Genomic DNA, 15,634 nt, shown 5'->3' on the forward strand with positions numbered 1-15,634 from the left:
GTCAGGCCAGGCCCGCCTCCCTCATCTGCCGCAGTTCCTTCTTCATTTCGGAGACCTCGTCCCGCAGCCGGGCGGCGATCTCGAACTGCAGGTCGCCGGCGGCCGCGCGCATGCGCTCCGTCATCTCCTCGATCTGCTGGGCGAGGTCGGCCGCGGGGCGGTCGGTCGGGGCGGTCCCCTTGGCCCTGCCCTTGGCGGACTTGGCCGCCTTGCCGCCGAGAGAGGGGACGGGGGCCTTGGCGCCCTTGCCTTCCTTCCCCTGGCGGTAACCCGTGCCGAGCAGTTGCTCGGTGTCGACGTCCTCGCGGGCGATCCGCGCGACGATGTCGTTGATCTTCTTGCGCAGTGGCTGGGGGTCGATGCCGTTCGCCGTGTTGTACGCGACCTGCTTCTCCCGGCGGCGATTGGTCTCGTCGATGGCTTTCTCCATCGCCGGGGTGATCCTGTCGGCGTACATGTGGACCTGACCCGACACATTGCGCGCCGCGCGACCGATCGTCTGGATCAGTGAGGTCCCGGAGCGCAGGAAGCCCTCCTTGTCGGCGTCGAGGATCGCCACCAGCGAGACCTCGGGGAGGTCGAGGCCCTCCCGGAGAAGGTTGATGCCGACCAGGACGTCGTACTCACCGGCTCGCAGCTCGCGCAGCAGTTCGACGCGGCGCAGGGTGTCGACGTCGCTGTGGAGGTAGCGAACCTGGATGCCGAGTTCCAGGAAGTAGTCGGTGAGGTCCTCGGCCATCTTCTTGGTGAGGGTGGTGACGAGGATCCGCTCGTCCTTCTCCGTGCGCTTGCGGATCTCGTGCACCAGGTCGTCGATCTGGCCCTCGGTCGGCTTGACGACGACCTCGGGGTCGATGAGGCCGGTGGGGCGGATGATCTGCTCGACGTGGCCGTCGGAGCGGGACAGCTCGTACTGACCGGGGGTCGCCGAGAGGTAGACCGTCTGACCGACGCGCTTTTGGAACTCCTCCCACTTCAGGGGGCGGTTGTCGAGGGCAGAGGGCAGCCGGAAGCCGTGGTCGACGAGGGTGCGCTTGCGGGAGGCGTCGCCCTCGTACATCGCGCCGATCTGGGGCACGGTGACGTGCGACTCGTCGATGACGAGGAGGAAGTCGTCCGGGAAGTAGTCCAGCAGGGTGTTCGGCGGGGATCCGGGCTCGCGGCCGTCGAAGTGCATCGAGTAGTTCTCCACGCCGGAGCAGGAGCCGATCTGGCGGAGCATCTCCAGGTCGTACGTCGTGCGCATGCGCAGCCGCTGGGCCTCCAGGAGCTTGCCCTGCTTCTCCAGCTCCGACAGGCGCTCCCCCAGCTCCTTCTCGATGTCGTTGGCGGCGCGCTCCAGGCGCTCGGGGCCGGCGACGTAGTGGGAGGCGGGGAAGACGTACAACTGCTGGTCGTCGCTGATGATCTCGCCGGTGAGGGGGTGGAGGGTGGAGAGGGCCTCGATCTCGTCGCCGAACATCTCGATGCGGACGGCGAGCTCCTCGTACACGGGGAAGATCTCGATGGTGTCGCCGCGGACGCGGAAGGTGCCGCGGGTGAACGCCAGATCGTTGCGTGTGTACTGGATGTCCACGAAGCGGCGCAGCAGCTCGTCCCGGTCGAACTCCTCCCCGACCCGGAGCGGGACCATCCGGTCCACGTACTCCTGTGGCGTACCGAGGCCGTAGATGCAGGAGACCGAGGCGACCACGACCACGTCCCGGCGGGTGAGCAGCGAGTTGGTCGCGGAGTGGCGCAGACGCTCGACCTCCTCGTTGATCGAGGAGTCCTTCTCGATGTAGGTGTCGGACTGCGGGACGTAGGCCTCTGGCTGGTAGTAGTCGTAGTACGAGACGAAGTATTCGACCGCGTTGTTCGGCAGCAGCTCGCGGAACTCATTGGCCAGCTGGGCGGCCAGCGTCTTGTTCGGCGCCATCACCAGGGTGGGGCGCTGGAGCTTCTCGATCATCCACGCGGTGGTGGCGGACTTGCCGGTGCCGGTCGCGCCGAGCAGGACGACGTCCTTCTCACCTGCTCCGATGCGCTGGGCGAGCTCAGCGATGGCCGTGGGCTGGTCACCGCTCGGCTGGAAGGGGCTGACGACCTCGAGGGGCGCCACCGTGCGTTCGATCTTGGAAACGGGCCGCATGGAATCCACCGTACGACCCCGCACTGACAACGGGCTCCGATCAGCGGTTCTGCGGGGTGCGGTAACTCCGCTCGCGGTGCTCCTGACCGGTGCGGGACTCCGGGTGCCGGCAGGTGTGCGCGGTGGCCTGCGCGGGGATGCCGGGCCGCCGTTCGACCGGGTTCCCGTGGAACCTGCCCATGATCATGAACGGGTCGAACATCACGACGACGCCCGCGAGGAGCAGGAAGACCAGCGGGCCGATGATCAGCGGGGCGAGCAGACCGGCGGAGGAGGAGCCGTCGGCCGGGGCGGGGGCGGCGGCGCTGTGCAGATGCACGCTGAGGGCCGCCATGCCCGTGTAGTGCATGCCGCTGACGGCGATCCCCATGACGAGGCTGGCGCCGACACTCCACAGGAAGCCGCGGACCTGTCCGGCGGCCCACAGGGCGGCGATCGCGGCCACCACGGCGATGACGACCGACGCGGCCACGGTGAGGGTGTTGTATTCGAGCGTGCCGTTGAGGCGCAGCCCGGCCATGCCCAGGTAGTGCATGGAGGCTATGCCCAGGCCGGTGATGGTGCCGCCGGTGAAGAGCGCGGCCCCGGTCGCCCCCTTGGACGCGACCATGAAGATGCCGATACCGACCATGACGATCGCGACGGCGAGGCTCGCGAAGGTGGTCAGGGGGTCGTACTGGACCGGGGTGTGCAGGACCTTGAACCCCATCATCGCCACGAAGTGCATCGTCCAGATGCCGGAGCCGATGGCCGCCGAGCCCAGCGCGAGCCAGCCGATCCGCCAGCGGCCGTCGACGAGCATCGATCTGGTGGTGCAGCGCAGGCCGAGCGCACCACCGAGGCAGGCCATGAGATAGGCCACCACCGGTGTGACGAGTCCGTAGCTGAAGCCGTCGACCGTGCCCTGCATTCGCGGCTGCCTTTCCCGCCCTGTCGCGTCCCTGGATTCCCTGCGATGCCCCCAGCCCCGGGACCGCCACAACGGTCAGGGTTGTCGCAGAGAGTATGACCCCCACCGGAATGGTCGAACGATTTTCCGGCAAAGAAACACGCCCTTGCCTCACTTGTGCGGTGCCCGTGAGCGGACTTGGGCAACTGCATTCATTTCATGGCCATCCTGCGCCCCTCTGCTGTTGACCCTCTGCTGTCACTCTTGAGCTGACCGTGATCGACCGACGCGAGGAGTACGCATGCACGTGCGCGCAGTTGCCGCCGCGACCACAGCGCTCTTGGGGGCCACCGTGCTCCTGCTCCCCACTTCCGCCGCCCGTGCGGCAGCCGCCGACGCCGACAATCCGCTGGTCGTCGCACACCGCGGAGCTTCCGCCTACGCGCCCGAGAACACCTTGGCCGCCGTCGACAAGGCCGACGAGATGGGCTTCGAGTGGGTTGAGAACGACGTCCAGCGCACCAGGGACGGCAGACTCGTCGTCCTCCATGACGCAACGCTGACGCGGACGACCAACGTCGAGGAGCTCTATCCGGAGCGCGCGCCCTGGAACGTGGCGGACTTCACCGCCGCGGAGATCTCGCGCCTGGACGCGGGCAGCTGGTTCGGCGACGACTACGCGGGCGCGCGCGTGCCGACGTTGGAGCAGTACATGAGGCGTGTGTCACGCAATCACCAGAAGCTCGTCCTGGAGATCAAGAACCCCCAGCTCTATCCGGGCATCGAGCAGGAGACCCTGAAGGTGCTCGACAACGAGGGCTGGCTCGGCCCTGCACGCCTCGAGGACCTGGTGATCCAGAGCTTCGGCGCCGACACCGTCCGACGGGTCCACGAGCTGCGCCCGGCGGTGAAAACCGCCGTCCTCGGCACCCCGGACATCGCCGACCTGCCCGAGTACGCGACGTTCAGCGATCAGATCAACTCCTCGTACACGACCATCTCCGCGTCCTATGTCGCCACGATCCACGCGCTGAAGGGTCCGCACGGGAAACCGTTGGAGATGCTCACCTGGACCGTGAACGACGCGGCCAACGCGCGCCGGGTGGCGGACTACGGCGTGAACGGCATCATCACCAACAAGCCGGACGTGGTCAGAGAGGCCACGCAGGGCTGAGGGCGGTCCGAGACAGGTGGCGTGTGTCGCGGGGCGGAGCGCACGTCACCGTCGTTGTCAGTGGCGGCCCGTACCGTGGTCCCATGAACAGCCATGCTCAGGACGAGCGGCAGGTCGTGTGGGCCGTCGTCGGCACGGACATCGGTCCACTGCTGCTGGCCGCGACGGACGACGGCCTGGTGAACATCGTGTTCCACGTCACGGACGAGGTGCGCGACCGGACACTCGACCGGCTCGCCTCCCGCCTCGGCACCACCCCCGTGGAAGCCCCCGGCGCGCCTCGGCTGGCCGAGGCGATACGTCAGGTCGCGGCGTACTTCGCCGGCGAGCGGCACGACTTCGAGCTGCCGCTGGACTGGTCGCTGATCTCCGGGTTCAACCGTCAGGTACTGCGCGAGCTGGCGTCCGGCGTCCCCTACGGCTCCGTCGTGGGCTACGGCGACCTGGCGCGGCGCGTGGGGCAGCCGGGCGCGGCCCAGGCGGTGGGGGTCGCGATGGGGTCGAATCCACTGCCCGTGGTGGTGCCGTGCCACCGGGTGGTCGAGAGCGACGGCGGCATCGGGGGGTTCGGCGGCGGCCTGGAGACCAAGCGGAAGCTGCTGGCACTGGAAGGGGTGCTTCCGGAGCCCCTGTTCTGAGGCGGCCATGGGTGGACTTTGCGTGCCCGTGCGTGGCCCTTTGCACGGGCAGCATCGACGGCGAGTGTTGTGGTGCGAATCGGTCATCGGTCGTCGTTCCGGCACACGGAGGCCGACCGGAAACCGCCCACGCCTAGTCGTAGTGCCGAGCCTCGAGCACGTTGCCGTCCGGGTCCCGGAAGTAGAAGCTGCGCCGGGCCGCTCCACGTGCGCCGAAGGAGTCGTACGAGAAGTCCGAGACGGGGACCGACCGTTCCTCCAGACGGATGCGCAGTTCGTCGAAGGCGTCAGCGGGCAGGGCGAGGCAGACGTGGTTGACCGGGTGGCCCGCACTGTCGGCGGCGCCGGGCACCATTCTCATGGTCCCGGCCACGGCGAGCGGCATGAGGTCGAGGAGGGTCTCGTCATTGAGGCGCACGGAGGGGAACGGGGCTCGCCCCGCCGCGTACTCGGCGACCCTCACGGGCTCCAGGCCGACGGCCTTCTCGTAGAAGTCGGCTGCGGCGATCGGCTCCTGTACCCAGAGGACGACGTGGTCGAGGCGTGTCGTGTTGTCCTTCATGGACCTCAGGCTGGCGTTCTGCGCGACCACGCGCAAGCTACGCCTTCCGTCCCCACGCCGAGATCAGTGGCGGGGCGGCGATGTCCGTCGCGCCGGAGGTCACGTTGGCCAGATGACGGTCGATCTCCTCTTCCGTGGCGACGTTCGTCGTGACGAGCGCTTCGCGGAGCCGGTCGATGGTCGCCGCCTCCAGGGCGGCACAGGCCGGTGAGGCGACGGGGAAGTACGCGTCGGCCTCCACACCGCGCAGTCCCGCCGCGCGCAGCAGGCGCGGGAGTCGGCGGCCGTGCGCGGGGTCGATTCCGCGTTCGGCGAGCAGTGCGCGGACGGCCTCGCGGAGCCGGTTGGCCAGCTGGTGCTCGGGGCCGGATCCCTCGAGGCAGGCCAGAGGCTGGAGAGCGAGGTCGGCGTCCTCGATCAGGAGCCGTCCGCCGGGACGCAGAGCCTTGGTCATCGACAGCAGTGCCCTCTCGGGGTCCGGCGCATGGGCCAGGGCGAGCCGGGCGTGGACGAGGTCGAAACCGTCCCCCGGCGGCTGGTCGACGCCCACGTGGTGGACGAGGGCCTCGACCGGGGGGCGGGTGACCGAGGGGACGGCCCACGAGATGTCGGTGTCGGTCGCCATGACCCTGCCGGTCGGTCCGACCTTCTTGGCCAGCCAGGAGACCACGGACGTGCCGCCCGGGCCGACCTCCCAGCAGCGCCAGCCGGAACCCAGGCCGAAGCCCTCCATGTGCCGGAACGTCGTGGGGTCGAAGAGCGTGGCGAAGGCGTCGGGGCCCTGGCCCGTCTCGGCCTGCCGGTGGTCGAGGAGATACCCGTCGGTTCGCATCATGCCGAGATCATCCCATTTAGCCGACTTATCACTAATAGCGACGCTCCAGCAGTCCGCGAGGTCGCTCCGGCGGTGACCTGATCGGGACGGCCGATCCGAACGGCTGGATCCGGAACGGTTAAATCGACCGGGACGTCTACAAGTGAAGCGGAACATTCCGTTCCCACAGCCTTACCCGGCACTCGTTCGACCCTGTCAAACTGGCGCGACAAGGCACGAAGTGCGGTGCGAGGAGATCCACGCAAGGAGACCCAGATGTCCATGGCAGGGAATCTGCGGAAGGTCGCCGGCCTCGACAAGGTCGGCGGCCTCCGCAGGATGGCACGGCTGGCCCGACGGCGCCCCCGCGTCGACCTCAGCCATCCGGCCCGCTCCCCGCTGGGCACCTCGGTGGTGAACTGCGTGACGTACCACAAGGGCATCCGCTCCCCCGGCGGCCGTGATGTCGTCGAGGCCGTCAAGCAGGTCCGCAGGCACGACCACGGCTTCGTCTGGCTGGGGCTGCACGAGCCCACGCAGCGGGAGTTCGCCGGCATCGCCGAGCTCTTCGACCTGCACCCGCTGGCGGTCGAGGACGCGGTCGAGGCCCATCAGCGCCCGAAGCTGGAGCGCTACGGCGACACCCTGTTCGCGGTGTTCAAGACGGTCTGCTACGTCGAGCACACAGAACTGACCGCGACCAGCGAGGTGGTGCACACCGGCGAGATCATGGTCTTCGTCGGCGCCGACTTCGTGATCACCGTTCGGCACGGGCGGCACGGCTCACTCGGCCCGTTGCGCGAGGAACTGGAGTCGAACCCGGAGCAGTTGTCCAAGGGACCGGCCGCGGTGCTGCACGCGCTCGCGGACCACGTGGTCGACGACTATCTGAGCGTCACGGACTCGGTCCAGACGGACATCGACCAGGTCGAGACCGATGTGTTCGCCGCGAACGGCGCACGCGTCGATCCGGGGCGCATCTACCAGCTCAAGCGCGAACTGCTCGAACTGAAGCGGGCGGTGGCCCCGCTCGCCCGCCCGCTCCTGGAACTGACCTCACGACCGATCCGGGTGGTCGACCCGGAGATACAGGCCTACTTCCGGGACGTCTCCGACCACTTGCTGCGGGCCACCGAGCAGATCGCCGCCTTCGACGAACTGCTGAACTCGATCCTGCAGGCGCACCTGGCGCAGGTCAGCGTCGCGCAGAACGAGGACATGCGGAGGATCACGGCGTGGGCGGCGCTGATCGCCGTGCCGACCATGGTGTGCGGGGTCTACGGCATGAACTTCGAGCACATGCCCGAGCTGCACTGGAAGTTCGGCTACCCGCTGGTCCTGGGAGTCATAGCCACCGGCTGCGCCACCCTCTATCGGGGCTTCAAACGCAACGGGTGGCTGTGACTCCCGAGCGGGGAGAGGTGAAGCGGGGAGGGGGCTGAGCGGGGAACGGGAAGGTGGTCGGCGGGGTCAGCCCGTCGCGCTCTTCGCGTAGACGCTCTCGACCCAGGCGGCGATCTGGTCGTCCGACAGATGATGGGCCAGATCGGCCTCGCTGATCATGCCGACGAGACGCTTGTTCTCGATCACCGGGAGCCGACGGATCTGGTGCCCCTTCATCTCGTCCAGCACCTCGCCGATATCGGCGTTCGCGTCGATCCAGCGCGGTGTGCCCTTGGCCATCTCGCCCGCCGTGATCGTCGACGGGTCGTGCCCCAGGGCGACACAGCCGACGACGATGTCGCGGTCGGTGAGGATGCCGCAGAGCCGTTCGTTCTGGTCGCTGATGGGGAGTGCTCCGACGTTCAGCTGGCGCATCAGCTGCGCGGCGCGGTCCAGGGTCTCGTGGGCGGGGATCCACTGGGCTCCGCGGTGCATGATGTCTCCGGCGGTGGTCATGTAGTACCTCCCGGTGCCGGACGGCCGGCGCGGCGCAGGACGCACCGCTAGTCCCGGCGCCCTACATTCTTGCCGCGACCGGGGTGAAGCGCACTCGGAAGGACACACCCCGCCCCACGCCGGACCCGGGGGTGACCGAGGCGGCGAGTGGACAACCCGCTACGGGGCGACCCGGATGATCACGCGGACTTCGTTGCCCTTCTCCGGAGAAGGCGTTGCCGAGGCGATTGTGCGCAGGCTCGTACGGGAGGCGTTTGGGCTCGTCGGGAGTATCTCGACGAGGGGTACGAGTTGGTCGGGGTGACGAGGACGGCGTCGGCCTCACGTTCGATCCGGACCACGGACCTCTGGGGAGCGCCGCCGGGCCGAGCATGGCGACGCCCTGCTCAGCCCGTCAGCCGTTCCAGGCCGGGTGTCGTGGGTCGTCGGCGCGCACCAGGACATCGGCGGTGGCAGCCGGGTCGGTCTCGGTCTCATAGCGCTCGAAGGCGGGGAGGGTCCAGTGCTCGCGCTCGAGGGTGCGGCGACGCAGGGCGCCCCGGGAGAGGAGGACATGGACGGTCAGGTCGAAGGGGAACCAGTGCTTGAGGAGGAGGGGGCCGTGCGTCAACAGGATCGTGCCGGGCGGGAGTCGGACGTAGGGGCTGCGGGTCGCGCGGTCGGTGGTGGGGTCCCAGAGGTCGGGCAGGACCAGGCCCGTGCCACCGGGGTCGAGCGGGCCGAAGACCTCGCGCCACAGGGCCGCGGTGTCGAACCAGCCGTCGTAGTACGCCTCCACGTCCTCGTGGCCGTACTCGAACCGGAGCGACGCGGGCCGGAGGAATCCCTCGGTGCCCACGACGAACGAGGGCCGGCCACGTATGCGCAGTGCCTCCGACACCCGGGCGGCGAGGTCTCCGGGGCGGGCGGCCGGCGCGCCGTCGAAGGCGATGCGCGGCCAGGGCGAGCCGTCGTCCGGCTTCAGGTCGAGGAGGCGGTCGGCGAGGAGGTCGCCGAGCCGTTCCCAAGTGATCGCTTCGAATCGCACACGGTCCATGATGCCGTGCGCTGCCGACCTCGTCCGAGCCGGTGGGGAGGCCGGCCCGACAACCGCGTGACCATGCGGCCACCAGAGGGAATGAACCGCTTATGGCAGCGCTCGCTACTCCCCCGCCCCGTACCGGACTTGTCGTCGTGCAGGCGCTCAGGAAGAAGCACTGCGCCGAGTGCCGGAGCGGTCCGGTGGCGCTGCTGGTGCTGGAGGAGGGAGCCCCGCGCTGCCTGGACTGCGCGGACCTCGGGCATCTGGTGTTCCTGCCCCGGGGCGACACCGCGCTCACGCGGCGGGCCCGGGAGGCGAGTTCGCTGTCGGCCGTGGTCGTCCGGTTCAACCGGCGCCGGAGCCGGTACGAGCGGCAGGGCGTCCTGGTCGAGGAGGTGGCGCTCGCCCGCGCGGAGGAACGGTGCCTGGCGGACGCGGAGGCGCGACGCCGCCGGCGGCTGCGGGACGCGCGGCGACGGGCGGTGGAGGACGTGCGCTTCACGGACGCGTTCGCCGGGGAGATACGACGCCTGTTCCCCGCGTGCCCGGCCGAGCGGGCCCGGGAGATCGCCGCGCACGCCTCGTTGCGCGGCAGTGGCCGCGTCGGCCGCAGCGCGGCGGGACGCGCCCTGTCGCAGGTGGCGGTGACCTCTGCAGTCATCGCGTCCGTACGGCACGTGGACACGCCGTACGACCGGCTGCTGATGACCGGCGTGCCCCGGCACGAGGCGCGGCGGCGGATCGCGGGACTGGTCGAGACGACGCTGCGGGAGTGGCGGGCGGCGGGGTGAGGGGAGGGCAGGGGTGGGGAAGGAGGGGGAGGGGGAGGGACAGCCCCAGGAAGGGGACAGCCCTGTCCGGATTGCTTTTGGACGCTCACGTATGGGCCCGCACATCTCGGCCATGGTGACTGTGGTCGTACGGATGTTCACTTGTGGTGACGGTGAGTGGGGTGCAGGATCTTTGGATTCGGGGGATCGAGGTGGGAGCGGACATGATCGGTGGGCCGTACTTCGTACTGACGGTGATGGGCCTGCTCGGGACGGGGATCGTGGCGGGTGTGTTCTGCGGGTTCTCGACGTTCGTGATGAAGGGGCTGGCGTCGTTGCCGCCCGCGCAGGGCGTGGCGGCGATGCAGGCGATCAATGTGAGCGCGCTGACACCGGCGTTCATGCTCGTGTTCGTGGGGACGGCGGTGCTGTGCGCCGTGCTGGCCGTCGTGACGTTCGTGCTGTGGCCGGACGCGGGCAGAGTGGAACTGCTGCTGGGCAGCGCGCTGTATCTGTTCGGCTGTTTCGGCGTCACGATGGTGGCGAACGTGCCGCGCAACGACACACTCGCCAAGCTGGAGGCGGGCACGGCGGAGGCCGCCGCCTACTGGCGTGAGTACGTGAGCCGATGGACGATGTGGAACACCGTCCGGGCGATCGCGTCGGCTGCCGCCGCCCTGTCGTATCTGCTTGCGCTCGCCTGAGGCGGTGGCAGCGGGCGCGTCGTATCGTGGCGGGAAGAGAGCGCCGTTCCACGACGTGCAGCCTCGAGCTTCGCGCCCCAGACCCTCATGCCGATCCGAGTCCGCCGGTGTACGACCGTACGCGTACGCCATACGTGAGGGAGACGGCCATGGCCGATCCCAAGGGATTTCTGACCACCCCGCGCGAGGAGTGGCCGCGTCGGCCCGTGGAGGAGCGGGTGCGGGACTGGGACGAGGTGTATGTCCCGGGGGCGCTTCTGCCGATCATCAGCAAGCAGGCCGACCGCTGCATGGACTGCGGGATCCCGTTCTGCCACGACGCCTGTCCGCTCGGGAACCTGATCCCCGAGTGGAACGACCTCGTGTCGCGGGAGGACTGGCGGGCGGCGAGCGACCGGCTGCACGCCACGAACAACTTTCCCGAGTTCACCGGGCGGTTGTGTCCCGCTCCGTGCGAGGCGGGGTGTGTGCTGGCGATCAACCAGCCCGCGGTGACCATCAAGAACGTGGAGGTGGCTATCGCGGACCGGGCCTGGGAGGACGGTTTCACACCTCCCCGTCCACCCGACCGGCTGTCAGGGAGGACGGTCGCCGTCGTCGGCTCCGGGCCCACCGGACTGGCTGCGGCACAGCAGCTGACACGGGCCGGGCACACGGTCGCCGTGTACGAACGGGCCGACCGCGTCGGGGGTTTGCTGCGGTACGGGATACCGGCGTTCAAGATGGAGAAGCGGCATCTGGACCGGCGGTTGGAGCAGATGCGGGCGGAGGGCACGAAGTTCCGTACGTCGACCGCTGTGGGGAAGGACATCGGCGCGGCCGAGCTGCGGGCCCGGTACGACGCGGTGGTGATCGCCACGGGCGCCACGGCCTGGCGGGAACTGGATGTGCCCGGGCGGGAGTTGGACGGGATTCATCAGGCGATGGAGTATCTGCCGCTGGCCGACCGGGTGTGCGAGGGGGATCTGGAGGTGTCGCCGATGTCGGCGGCCGGGAAGCATGTGGTGATCGTCGGGGGCGGTGACACCGGGGCGGACTGTCTGGGGACGGCGGTGCGGGAAGGAGCCGCGTCCGTGACGCAGTTGGACATCTATCCGCTGCCGGAGGCGGAGCGCGACGAGGATGTCGATCCGTGGCCGACGTATCCGAAGGTCTACCGGCTCTCGGGGGCGCATGAGGAGGCGCGTGACCTTCGATCAGCGCCGTCGGCGGACGCGGACGCGCGGCTCTTCGCGGCGTCCACGCTCCGCTTCACCGGGGACGAGGCGGGGCATGTACGGGCGTTGCACCTGGTCGAGGTGGACGATCGGCGGCAGGCCCGGCCCGGTACCGGGCGGACGCTGCCCGCCGATCTCGTCCTGCTCGCGCTCGGGTTCTCCGGGCCGGACCGCCACGACGGGCTCATCGAGCAGCTGGGGCTGGCCCTCGATCCGCGCGGGACGATCACACGGGGGCCGGACTTCGCGACCACCGTGCCCGGTGTGTACGCCGCTGGGGACGCCGCCCGTGGGCAGTCACTCGTGGTCTGGGCCATCGCCGAGGGGCGGGCGGTGGCCGCCGCGGTCGACCATCAGCTGACCGGCACGGAGCGCCTACCGGCACCGATCGGACCGTACGACCGCCCCATGACGACGTAACCGCTGACCGCGGGGCGGGCCACCGACATCGGACAGCGGCCGAGCCGTTGAGCGCCGGGTCGGTGACCGCCTGACAGGGCTGACGACGTCGAACACCGAACGGCGGCCGGCTCAGCACCGCCGGTTGGACACCGCCGGACCGCACTGTCGGACCGCGCCGTCGGGTGATCGCCGCTGCGGCGGAGCGAGGCGCGCGGGATCGGCCCGCTCTTCCGGCAGTCGGGCGGGCCGGAGCGCCGGTGGTCGGGGCCGGTCGGTCGGTCGGTCGGGCTAACGGGTGTCCGTGCCGGCTTGCTTGGCTGTGGAGAGGGCGATGCGGTTCCACGTGTTGATCGTGAAGATCAGGGCAAGGACGTGGGCCAGTTCGGTGTCGTCGAAGTGGGTGGCGGCTTCGGCGTAGATGTCGTCGGGGACGCCACCGTCGGCGACCAGGGTGACCGCTTCGGTGAGTGCCAGGGCGGCCTGTTCGCGGGCGGTGAAGAAGTGCCGGGCCTCGCGCCAGACCGGGATCATGTGGAGCCGGTCCTCGCTCTCGCCGGCCTTGCGGGCGTCGTTGGTGTGCAGGTGGAGGCAGTAGGCGCAGTGGTTGAGGTGGGAGGCGCGGATCTGGATCAGTTCGACCAGAGCCGGGTCGATGCCCTCGCGGGCCGCCGCGTCGAAGCCGATGAGGGCCCGGAAGGCGTTCCGGGCGGACTTCGCGAAGTCGAGGCGAGGGGTCGCGGTCACGGGGCCCGCCGTGGTGGTGCCGGTCATCGCGTGCGTGCGGTTCCTCGTGTTCATGGTGCTCGTGTTCATGGTGCTCGTGCTGTTCGTGCTGTTCATAGCGTCCGTCGTACCCGCCATGTGCGTCGTGCTCGTCGTCATGACCATGAATCTATGGGGTGGAAAGACCTACCGTATGGTGCATTTCCATGGTGGATTCGTGGGTCAATTCGGCGGAGCGGATCGGGGCCGACCTGCATCTCGAACTGTCCGGTGGGGGCGGGCGGCGGGCGGCGTTGATCCGGGCGTTGCGGGACGCGGTGCGTAGTGGCCGGCTCCCTCCCGGAACCCGGTTGCCGCCGTACCGTTCACTCGCCGCGGACCTGGGCGTCGCGCGCAACACGGTCGCCGACGCGTACGCCGAGCTGGTCGCGGAGGGCTGGCTGACGGCCCGGCAGGGTTCGGGTACGCGGGTCGCGGAACGGGCCGAACCGCTGGGCGCCCCCGCGCGCGTACCCCGGAAGGCGCCTCCGCGCGCGCGTGGGCCGCGGCACGATCTGCGGCAGGGCACGCCGGACGCGTCGACGTTCCCGCGGGCGGCCTGGGCGACGTCGTACCGCAGGGCGTTGACCCAGGCGCCCAACGAGGCGTTCGGGCCGGGTGATCCGGCCGGCCGCATCGAGCTGCGGGAGGCGCTCACCGAGTACCTGGCACGCGCGCGTGGTGTGCGGACCGAGCCGTCACGGATCGTGATCTGCTCCGGCTTCGCGCACGCGCTGCGGCTGCTGTTCCACGGCCGGGTGCTGCGGGGGCCGCTGGCCGTGGAGTCGTACGGTCTGGGTTTCCATCGTGAGCTGCTGACGGCGGCCTCCGTACGGACGGTTCCGTTGCCGCTCGACGAGGACGGTGCCCGGGTGGACGGGCTGGGCCGGGAGCGGGCCGTGCTGCTCACTCCCGCACATCAGTTCCCGACCGGCGGGCCGCTGCATCCGGTCCGGCGGGCCGCCGTCGTGGACTGGGCACGCGCGCGTGGCGGGCTGATCCTGGAGGACGACTACGACGGGGAGTTCCGCTACGACCGCAAGCCCGTCGGGGCCGTGCAGGGTCTGGATCCCGAGCGGGTCGTGCACATCGGTTCGGTGAGCAAGAGCCTGTCGCCGGCGCTGCGGCTGGGGTGGATGGTGTTGCCGGAGCAGTACGTCGACGCCGTACTGGCGACCAAGGGCGAGCGGGAGGCGTGGGCGAGTGTGCCGGAGCAGTTGGCGCTCGCGGACTTCGTGGTCTCCGGGGCGTACGACCGTCATGTGCGGCGTGTGCGGCAGCAGTACCGGGCGCGGCGGGACCGGCTCGTCGATGCTCTCGCCGCGCACGCGCCGCACATCGAGGTCACCGGGATCGCCGCCGGACTGCACGCCGTGCTGCGGCTGCCGCCCGGGACCGAGCGGTCCGCGGTGAAGGCGGCGGCCTGGCGGGGTGTCGCGCTCGACGGCCTTGCGGAGTTCCGGCATCCGCAGGCCACGGGGGAGGCGCCGGACGGGCTCGTCGTCGGGTACGCGACGCCCCCGGAGCACGCGTACGGGGCGGCTGTGGAGGCGCTGTGCGGGGTGATGCCGCCCGGGTGAGCGGCCCGGGCGGGTCGGCGGGGCGGAGGCCGGCGGACCTGGTCGCCGGGAGGTGCTCCCGTTCGGCAGGAAATCGGCGGCGGTGGGATCATTGGCGTCAGGAGGTTACGTCACCGCTGCCGCCGTGGGCTCCCGCGATCTGGCGGTGATCCGCCCCCATCCTTCGTTCCGTCGTCAGGCGTAGGGCCCCTTCCCTCGCGTCCCCCCTGTTGACGGCCGGTCCTGGAGGGTGCTCGATGACGACGCTCGACGAACGTCACGGAGAACACGGAGAAGGCGCGCCCGGCGGGGCTCCGCTCCGGGGCGGCGGCATACCCGGTTCGCAGGTCGTCCCCCTGAACCACCCGACAGCCTCGCTCCCCCCGCTCTCCGGTTCCAAGGCGGCCAATCTCGCCCGCGCCGCCCGTGCGGGGCTGCCGGTGCTGCCCGGCTTCGTGATCCCGCACTGCCCACGAGACGCGCACAGCGAGGCGCGCACGGGTGAGGCCTCTGCGCTGTTGCGCGCCTGGGACGAGCTGTCCCGGCACGGTGCGCGCCCCCTCGTCGTGCGGTCGTCCTCGCCGCAGGAGGACACGGAGGAGTCCTCTCTGGCTGGACGGTTCGACTCGGTGCTCGATGTGCGGGGGTGGGAGGAGTTCCGTGCGGCGGTGCGTACGGTGCTCGACTCGGCACGGCAGCCCGACGGCGACACCGCGCCCATGGCAGTGCTCGTCCAGCCGATGATCAGGGCCCGGGTCGGGGGTGTGCTGTTCGGTGCGGACCCCGTGGCAGGGCGAACGGATCGGATGCTGGTCAGCGCGGTGTGGGGTGGGCCCGACACGTTGGTCAGTGGTGAACAGCCTGGGACCAGTTACGGGCTGAGCAGGTGGGGGCGGCGGCTACGGACGGAATCGGTAGATCTGACAGAGCCGACAGAGCCGATGGAACGGGCGGGGCCACGGGATTCGCCGGGGCCGAGGGAGTCGGAGGGGCCGGGGAAAGCGGTGGAGCCGGGGGACACTGCGGGGTCAACGAGATCCGCGAGGCCGAGGGACGCGGCCGAACCACCCGAATCACTGAAGCCGAGGGACG

General features: G+C 70.1%; 14 protein-coding genes and 1 pseudogene. 8 read left to right on the plus strand and 7 right to left on the minus strand.

The annotated features are described in order from the left end of the window. Position 1 precedes the first annotated feature (1 nt). The gene (gene uvrB, locus OG858_RS11355; protein ID WP_086748732.1) at positions 2 to 2,131 is read right to left on the minus strand and encodes an excinuclease ABC subunit UvrB; all 2,130 of its coding nucleotides are present in this window, start codon (positions 2,129 to 2,131) and stop codon (positions 2 to 4) included. A gap of 40 nt (positions 2,132 to 2,171) precedes the next feature. Then, positions 2,172 to 3,041 (minus strand): MHYT domain-containing protein, encoded by an 870-nt coding sequence (locus tag OG858_RS11360; protein WP_319065967.1) that lies wholly within the window; start codon positions 3,039 to 3,041, stop codon positions 2,172 to 2,174. Positions 3,042 to 3,321: 280 nt separating this feature from the next. Here OG858_RS11360 and OG858_RS11365 point away from each other — a divergent pair, with 280 nt between their 5' ends. Beyond that, a complete protein-coding gene (locus tag OG858_RS11365; RefSeq protein WP_086752234.1) occupies positions 3,322 to 4,194 on the plus strand; it encodes a glycerophosphodiester phosphodiesterase in 873 nt (290 codons plus the stop codon). An 83-nt stretch (positions 4,195 to 4,277) separates the two neighbouring features. Continuing rightward, on the plus strand, positions 4,278 to 4,832 hold the full coding sequence (locus tag OG858_RS11370; protein ID WP_086752236.1) for a methylated-DNA--[protein]-cysteine S-methyltransferase: 555 nt from the start codon (positions 4,278 to 4,280) through the stop codon (positions 4,830 to 4,832). 133 nt (positions 4,833 to 4,965) lie between these two features. On the opposite strand, the gene OG858_RS11375 is transcribed toward OG858_RS11370, so the two are convergent. Together OG858_RS11375 and OG858_RS11380 are read right to left on the minus strand one after the other, a co-directional pair. After that, positions 4,966 to 5,394: a VOC family protein gene (locus OG858_RS11375; protein ID WP_086752244.1), complete on the minus strand. Its 429-nt coding sequence runs from the start codon at positions 5,392 to 5,394 to the stop codon at positions 4,966 to 4,968. 37 nt (positions 5,395 to 5,431) lie between these two features. After that, positions 5,432 to 6,229, minus strand: a complete 798-nt coding sequence (locus OG858_RS11380; protein ID WP_086752238.1) for a methyltransferase domain-containing protein — start codon at positions 6,227 to 6,229, stop codon at positions 5,432 to 5,434. 255 nt (positions 6,230 to 6,484) lie between these two features. Between OG858_RS11380 and OG858_RS11385 the strand changes: the two genes are divergently transcribed. Further along, positions 6,485 to 7,612: a magnesium and cobalt transport protein CorA gene (locus OG858_RS11385; protein ID WP_328544940.1), complete on the plus strand. Its 1,128-nt coding sequence runs from the start codon at positions 6,485 to 6,487 to the stop codon at positions 7,610 to 7,612. A 66-nt stretch (positions 7,613 to 7,678) separates the two neighbouring features. Here OG858_RS11385 and OG858_RS11390 read toward each other — a convergent pair whose 3' ends face one another. Both OG858_RS11390 and OG858_RS11395 read right to left on the minus strand, forming a co-directional pair. Then, positions 7,679 to 8,107, minus strand: a complete 429-nt coding sequence (locus OG858_RS11390) for a CBS domain-containing protein (protein WP_086752240.1) — start codon at positions 8,105 to 8,107, stop codon at positions 7,679 to 7,681. Positions 8,108 to 8,501: 394 nt separating this feature from the next. Beyond that, positions 8,502 to 9,143: a nucleoside/nucleotide kinase family protein gene (locus OG858_RS11395; protein ID WP_328544939.1), complete on the minus strand. Its 642-nt coding sequence runs from the start codon at positions 9,141 to 9,143 to the stop codon at positions 8,502 to 8,504. 92 nt (positions 9,144 to 9,235) lie between these two features. Here OG858_RS11395 and OG858_RS11400 point away from each other — a divergent pair, with 92 nt between their 5' ends. The 3 genes from OG858_RS11400 to OG858_RS11410 all read left to right on the plus strand — a co-directional run bounded on the left by OG858_RS11400 (position 9,236) and on the right by OG858_RS11410 (position 12,239). Further along, on the plus strand, positions 9,236 to 9,919 hold the full coding sequence (locus OG858_RS11400; protein WP_086752242.1) for a DUF2293 domain-containing protein: 684 nt from the start codon (positions 9,236 to 9,238) through the stop codon (positions 9,917 to 9,919). Positions 9,920 to 10,122: 203 nt separating this feature from the next. Next, complete coding sequence (locus OG858_RS11405; protein ID WP_319065973.1) at positions 10,123 to 10,602, plus strand: anthrone oxygenase family protein; 480 nt, start codon at positions 10,123 to 10,125, stop codon at positions 10,600 to 10,602. 149 nt (positions 10,603 to 10,751) lie between these two features. After that, positions 10,752 to 12,239 (plus strand): glutamate synthase subunit beta, encoded by a 1,488-nt coding sequence (locus OG858_RS11410; RefSeq protein WP_086752097.1) that lies wholly within the window; start codon positions 10,752 to 10,754, stop codon positions 12,237 to 12,239. Between the two features lie 270 nt (positions 12,240 to 12,509). Here the strand turns inward: OG858_RS11410 and OG858_RS11415 are convergent, their stop codons facing one another. Beyond that, on the minus strand, positions 12,510 to 13,019 hold the full coding sequence (locus tag OG858_RS11415) for a carboxymuconolactone decarboxylase family protein (protein WP_373420895.1): 510 nt from the start codon (positions 13,017 to 13,019) through the stop codon (positions 12,510 to 12,512). 131 nt (positions 13,020 to 13,150) lie between these two features. On the opposite strand from OG858_RS11415, the gene pdxR reads away from it, so the two are divergent. Together pdxR and OG858_RS11425 are read left to right on the plus strand one after the other, a co-directional pair. Further along, positions 13,151 to 14,563 carry a MocR-like pyridoxine biosynthesis transcription factor PdxR gene (gene pdxR / locus OG858_RS11420; RefSeq protein ID WP_086752093.1) on the plus strand — a complete coding sequence of 471 codons (1,413 nt, stop codon included), beginning with the start codon at positions 13,151 to 13,153 and terminating at the stop codon, positions 14,561 to 14,563. 236 nt (positions 14,564 to 14,799) lie between these two features. After that, positions 14,800 to 15,402: pseudogene (locus tag OG858_RS11425) on the plus strand (PEP/pyruvate-binding domain-containing protein); the annotation flags it as partial. Positions 15,403 to 15,634 lie beyond the last annotated feature (232 nt).

Source organism: Streptomyces europaeiscabiei (assembly GCF_036346855.1).
Lineage (GTDB): Bacteria > Actinomycetota > Actinomycetes > Streptomycetales > Streptomycetaceae > Streptomyces > Streptomyces europaeiscabiei.

Bases quoted from the DNA above. Each gene is read 5' to 3' on its own strand.
- OG858_RS11370 (WP_086752236.1), top strand. From the start codon at position 4,278: ATGAACAGCCATGCTCAGGACGAGCGGCAGGTCGTGTGGGCCGTCGTC.
- OG858_RS11380 (WP_086752238.1), bottom strand. From the start codon at position 6,229: ATGATGCGAACCGACGGGTATCTCCTCGACCACCGGCAGGCCGAGACG.
- OG858_RS11410 (WP_086752097.1), top strand. From the start codon at position 10,752: ATGGCCGATCCCAAGGGATTTCTGACCACCCCGCGCGAGGAGTGGCCG.
- pdxR (WP_086752093.1), top strand. From the start codon at position 13,151: ATGGTGGATTCGTGGGTCAATTCGGCGGAGCGGATCGGGGCCGACCTG.
- OG858_RS11385 (WP_328544940.1), top strand. From the start codon at position 6,485: ATGTCCATGGCAGGGAATCTGCGGAAGGTCGCCGGCCTCGACAAGGTC.
- OG858_RS11390 (WP_086752240.1), bottom strand. From the start codon at position 8,107: ATGACCACCGCCGGAGACATCATGCACCGCGGAGCCCAGTGGATCCCC.
- OG858_RS11360 (WP_319065967.1), bottom strand. From the start codon at position 3,041: ATGCAGGGCACGGTCGACGGCTTCAGCTACGGACTCGTCACACCGGTG.
- OG858_RS11395 (WP_328544939.1), bottom strand. From the start codon at position 9,143: ATGGACCGTGTGCGATTCGAAGCGATCACTTGGGAACGGCTCGGCGAC.
- OG858_RS11415 (WP_373420895.1), bottom strand. From the start codon at position 13,019: ATGAACACGAGGAACCGCACGCACGCGATGACCGGCACCACCACGGCG.
- OG858_RS11400 (WP_086752242.1), top strand. From the start codon at position 9,236: ATGGCAGCGCTCGCTACTCCCCCGCCCCGTACCGGACTTGTCGTCGTG.
- OG858_RS11375 (WP_086752244.1), bottom strand. From the start codon at position 5,394: ATGAAGGACAACACGACACGCCTCGACCACGTCGTCCTCTGGGTACAG.
- OG858_RS11405 (WP_319065973.1), top strand. From the start codon at position 10,123: ATGATCGGTGGGCCGTACTTCGTACTGACGGTGATGGGCCTGCTCGGG.
- uvrB (WP_086748732.1), bottom strand. From the start codon at position 2,131: ATGCGGCCCGTTTCCAAGATCGAACGCACGGTGGCGCCCCTCGAGGTC.
- OG858_RS11365 (WP_086752234.1), top strand. From the start codon at position 3,322: ATGCACGTGCGCGCAGTTGCCGCCGCGACCACAGCGCTCTTGGGGGCC.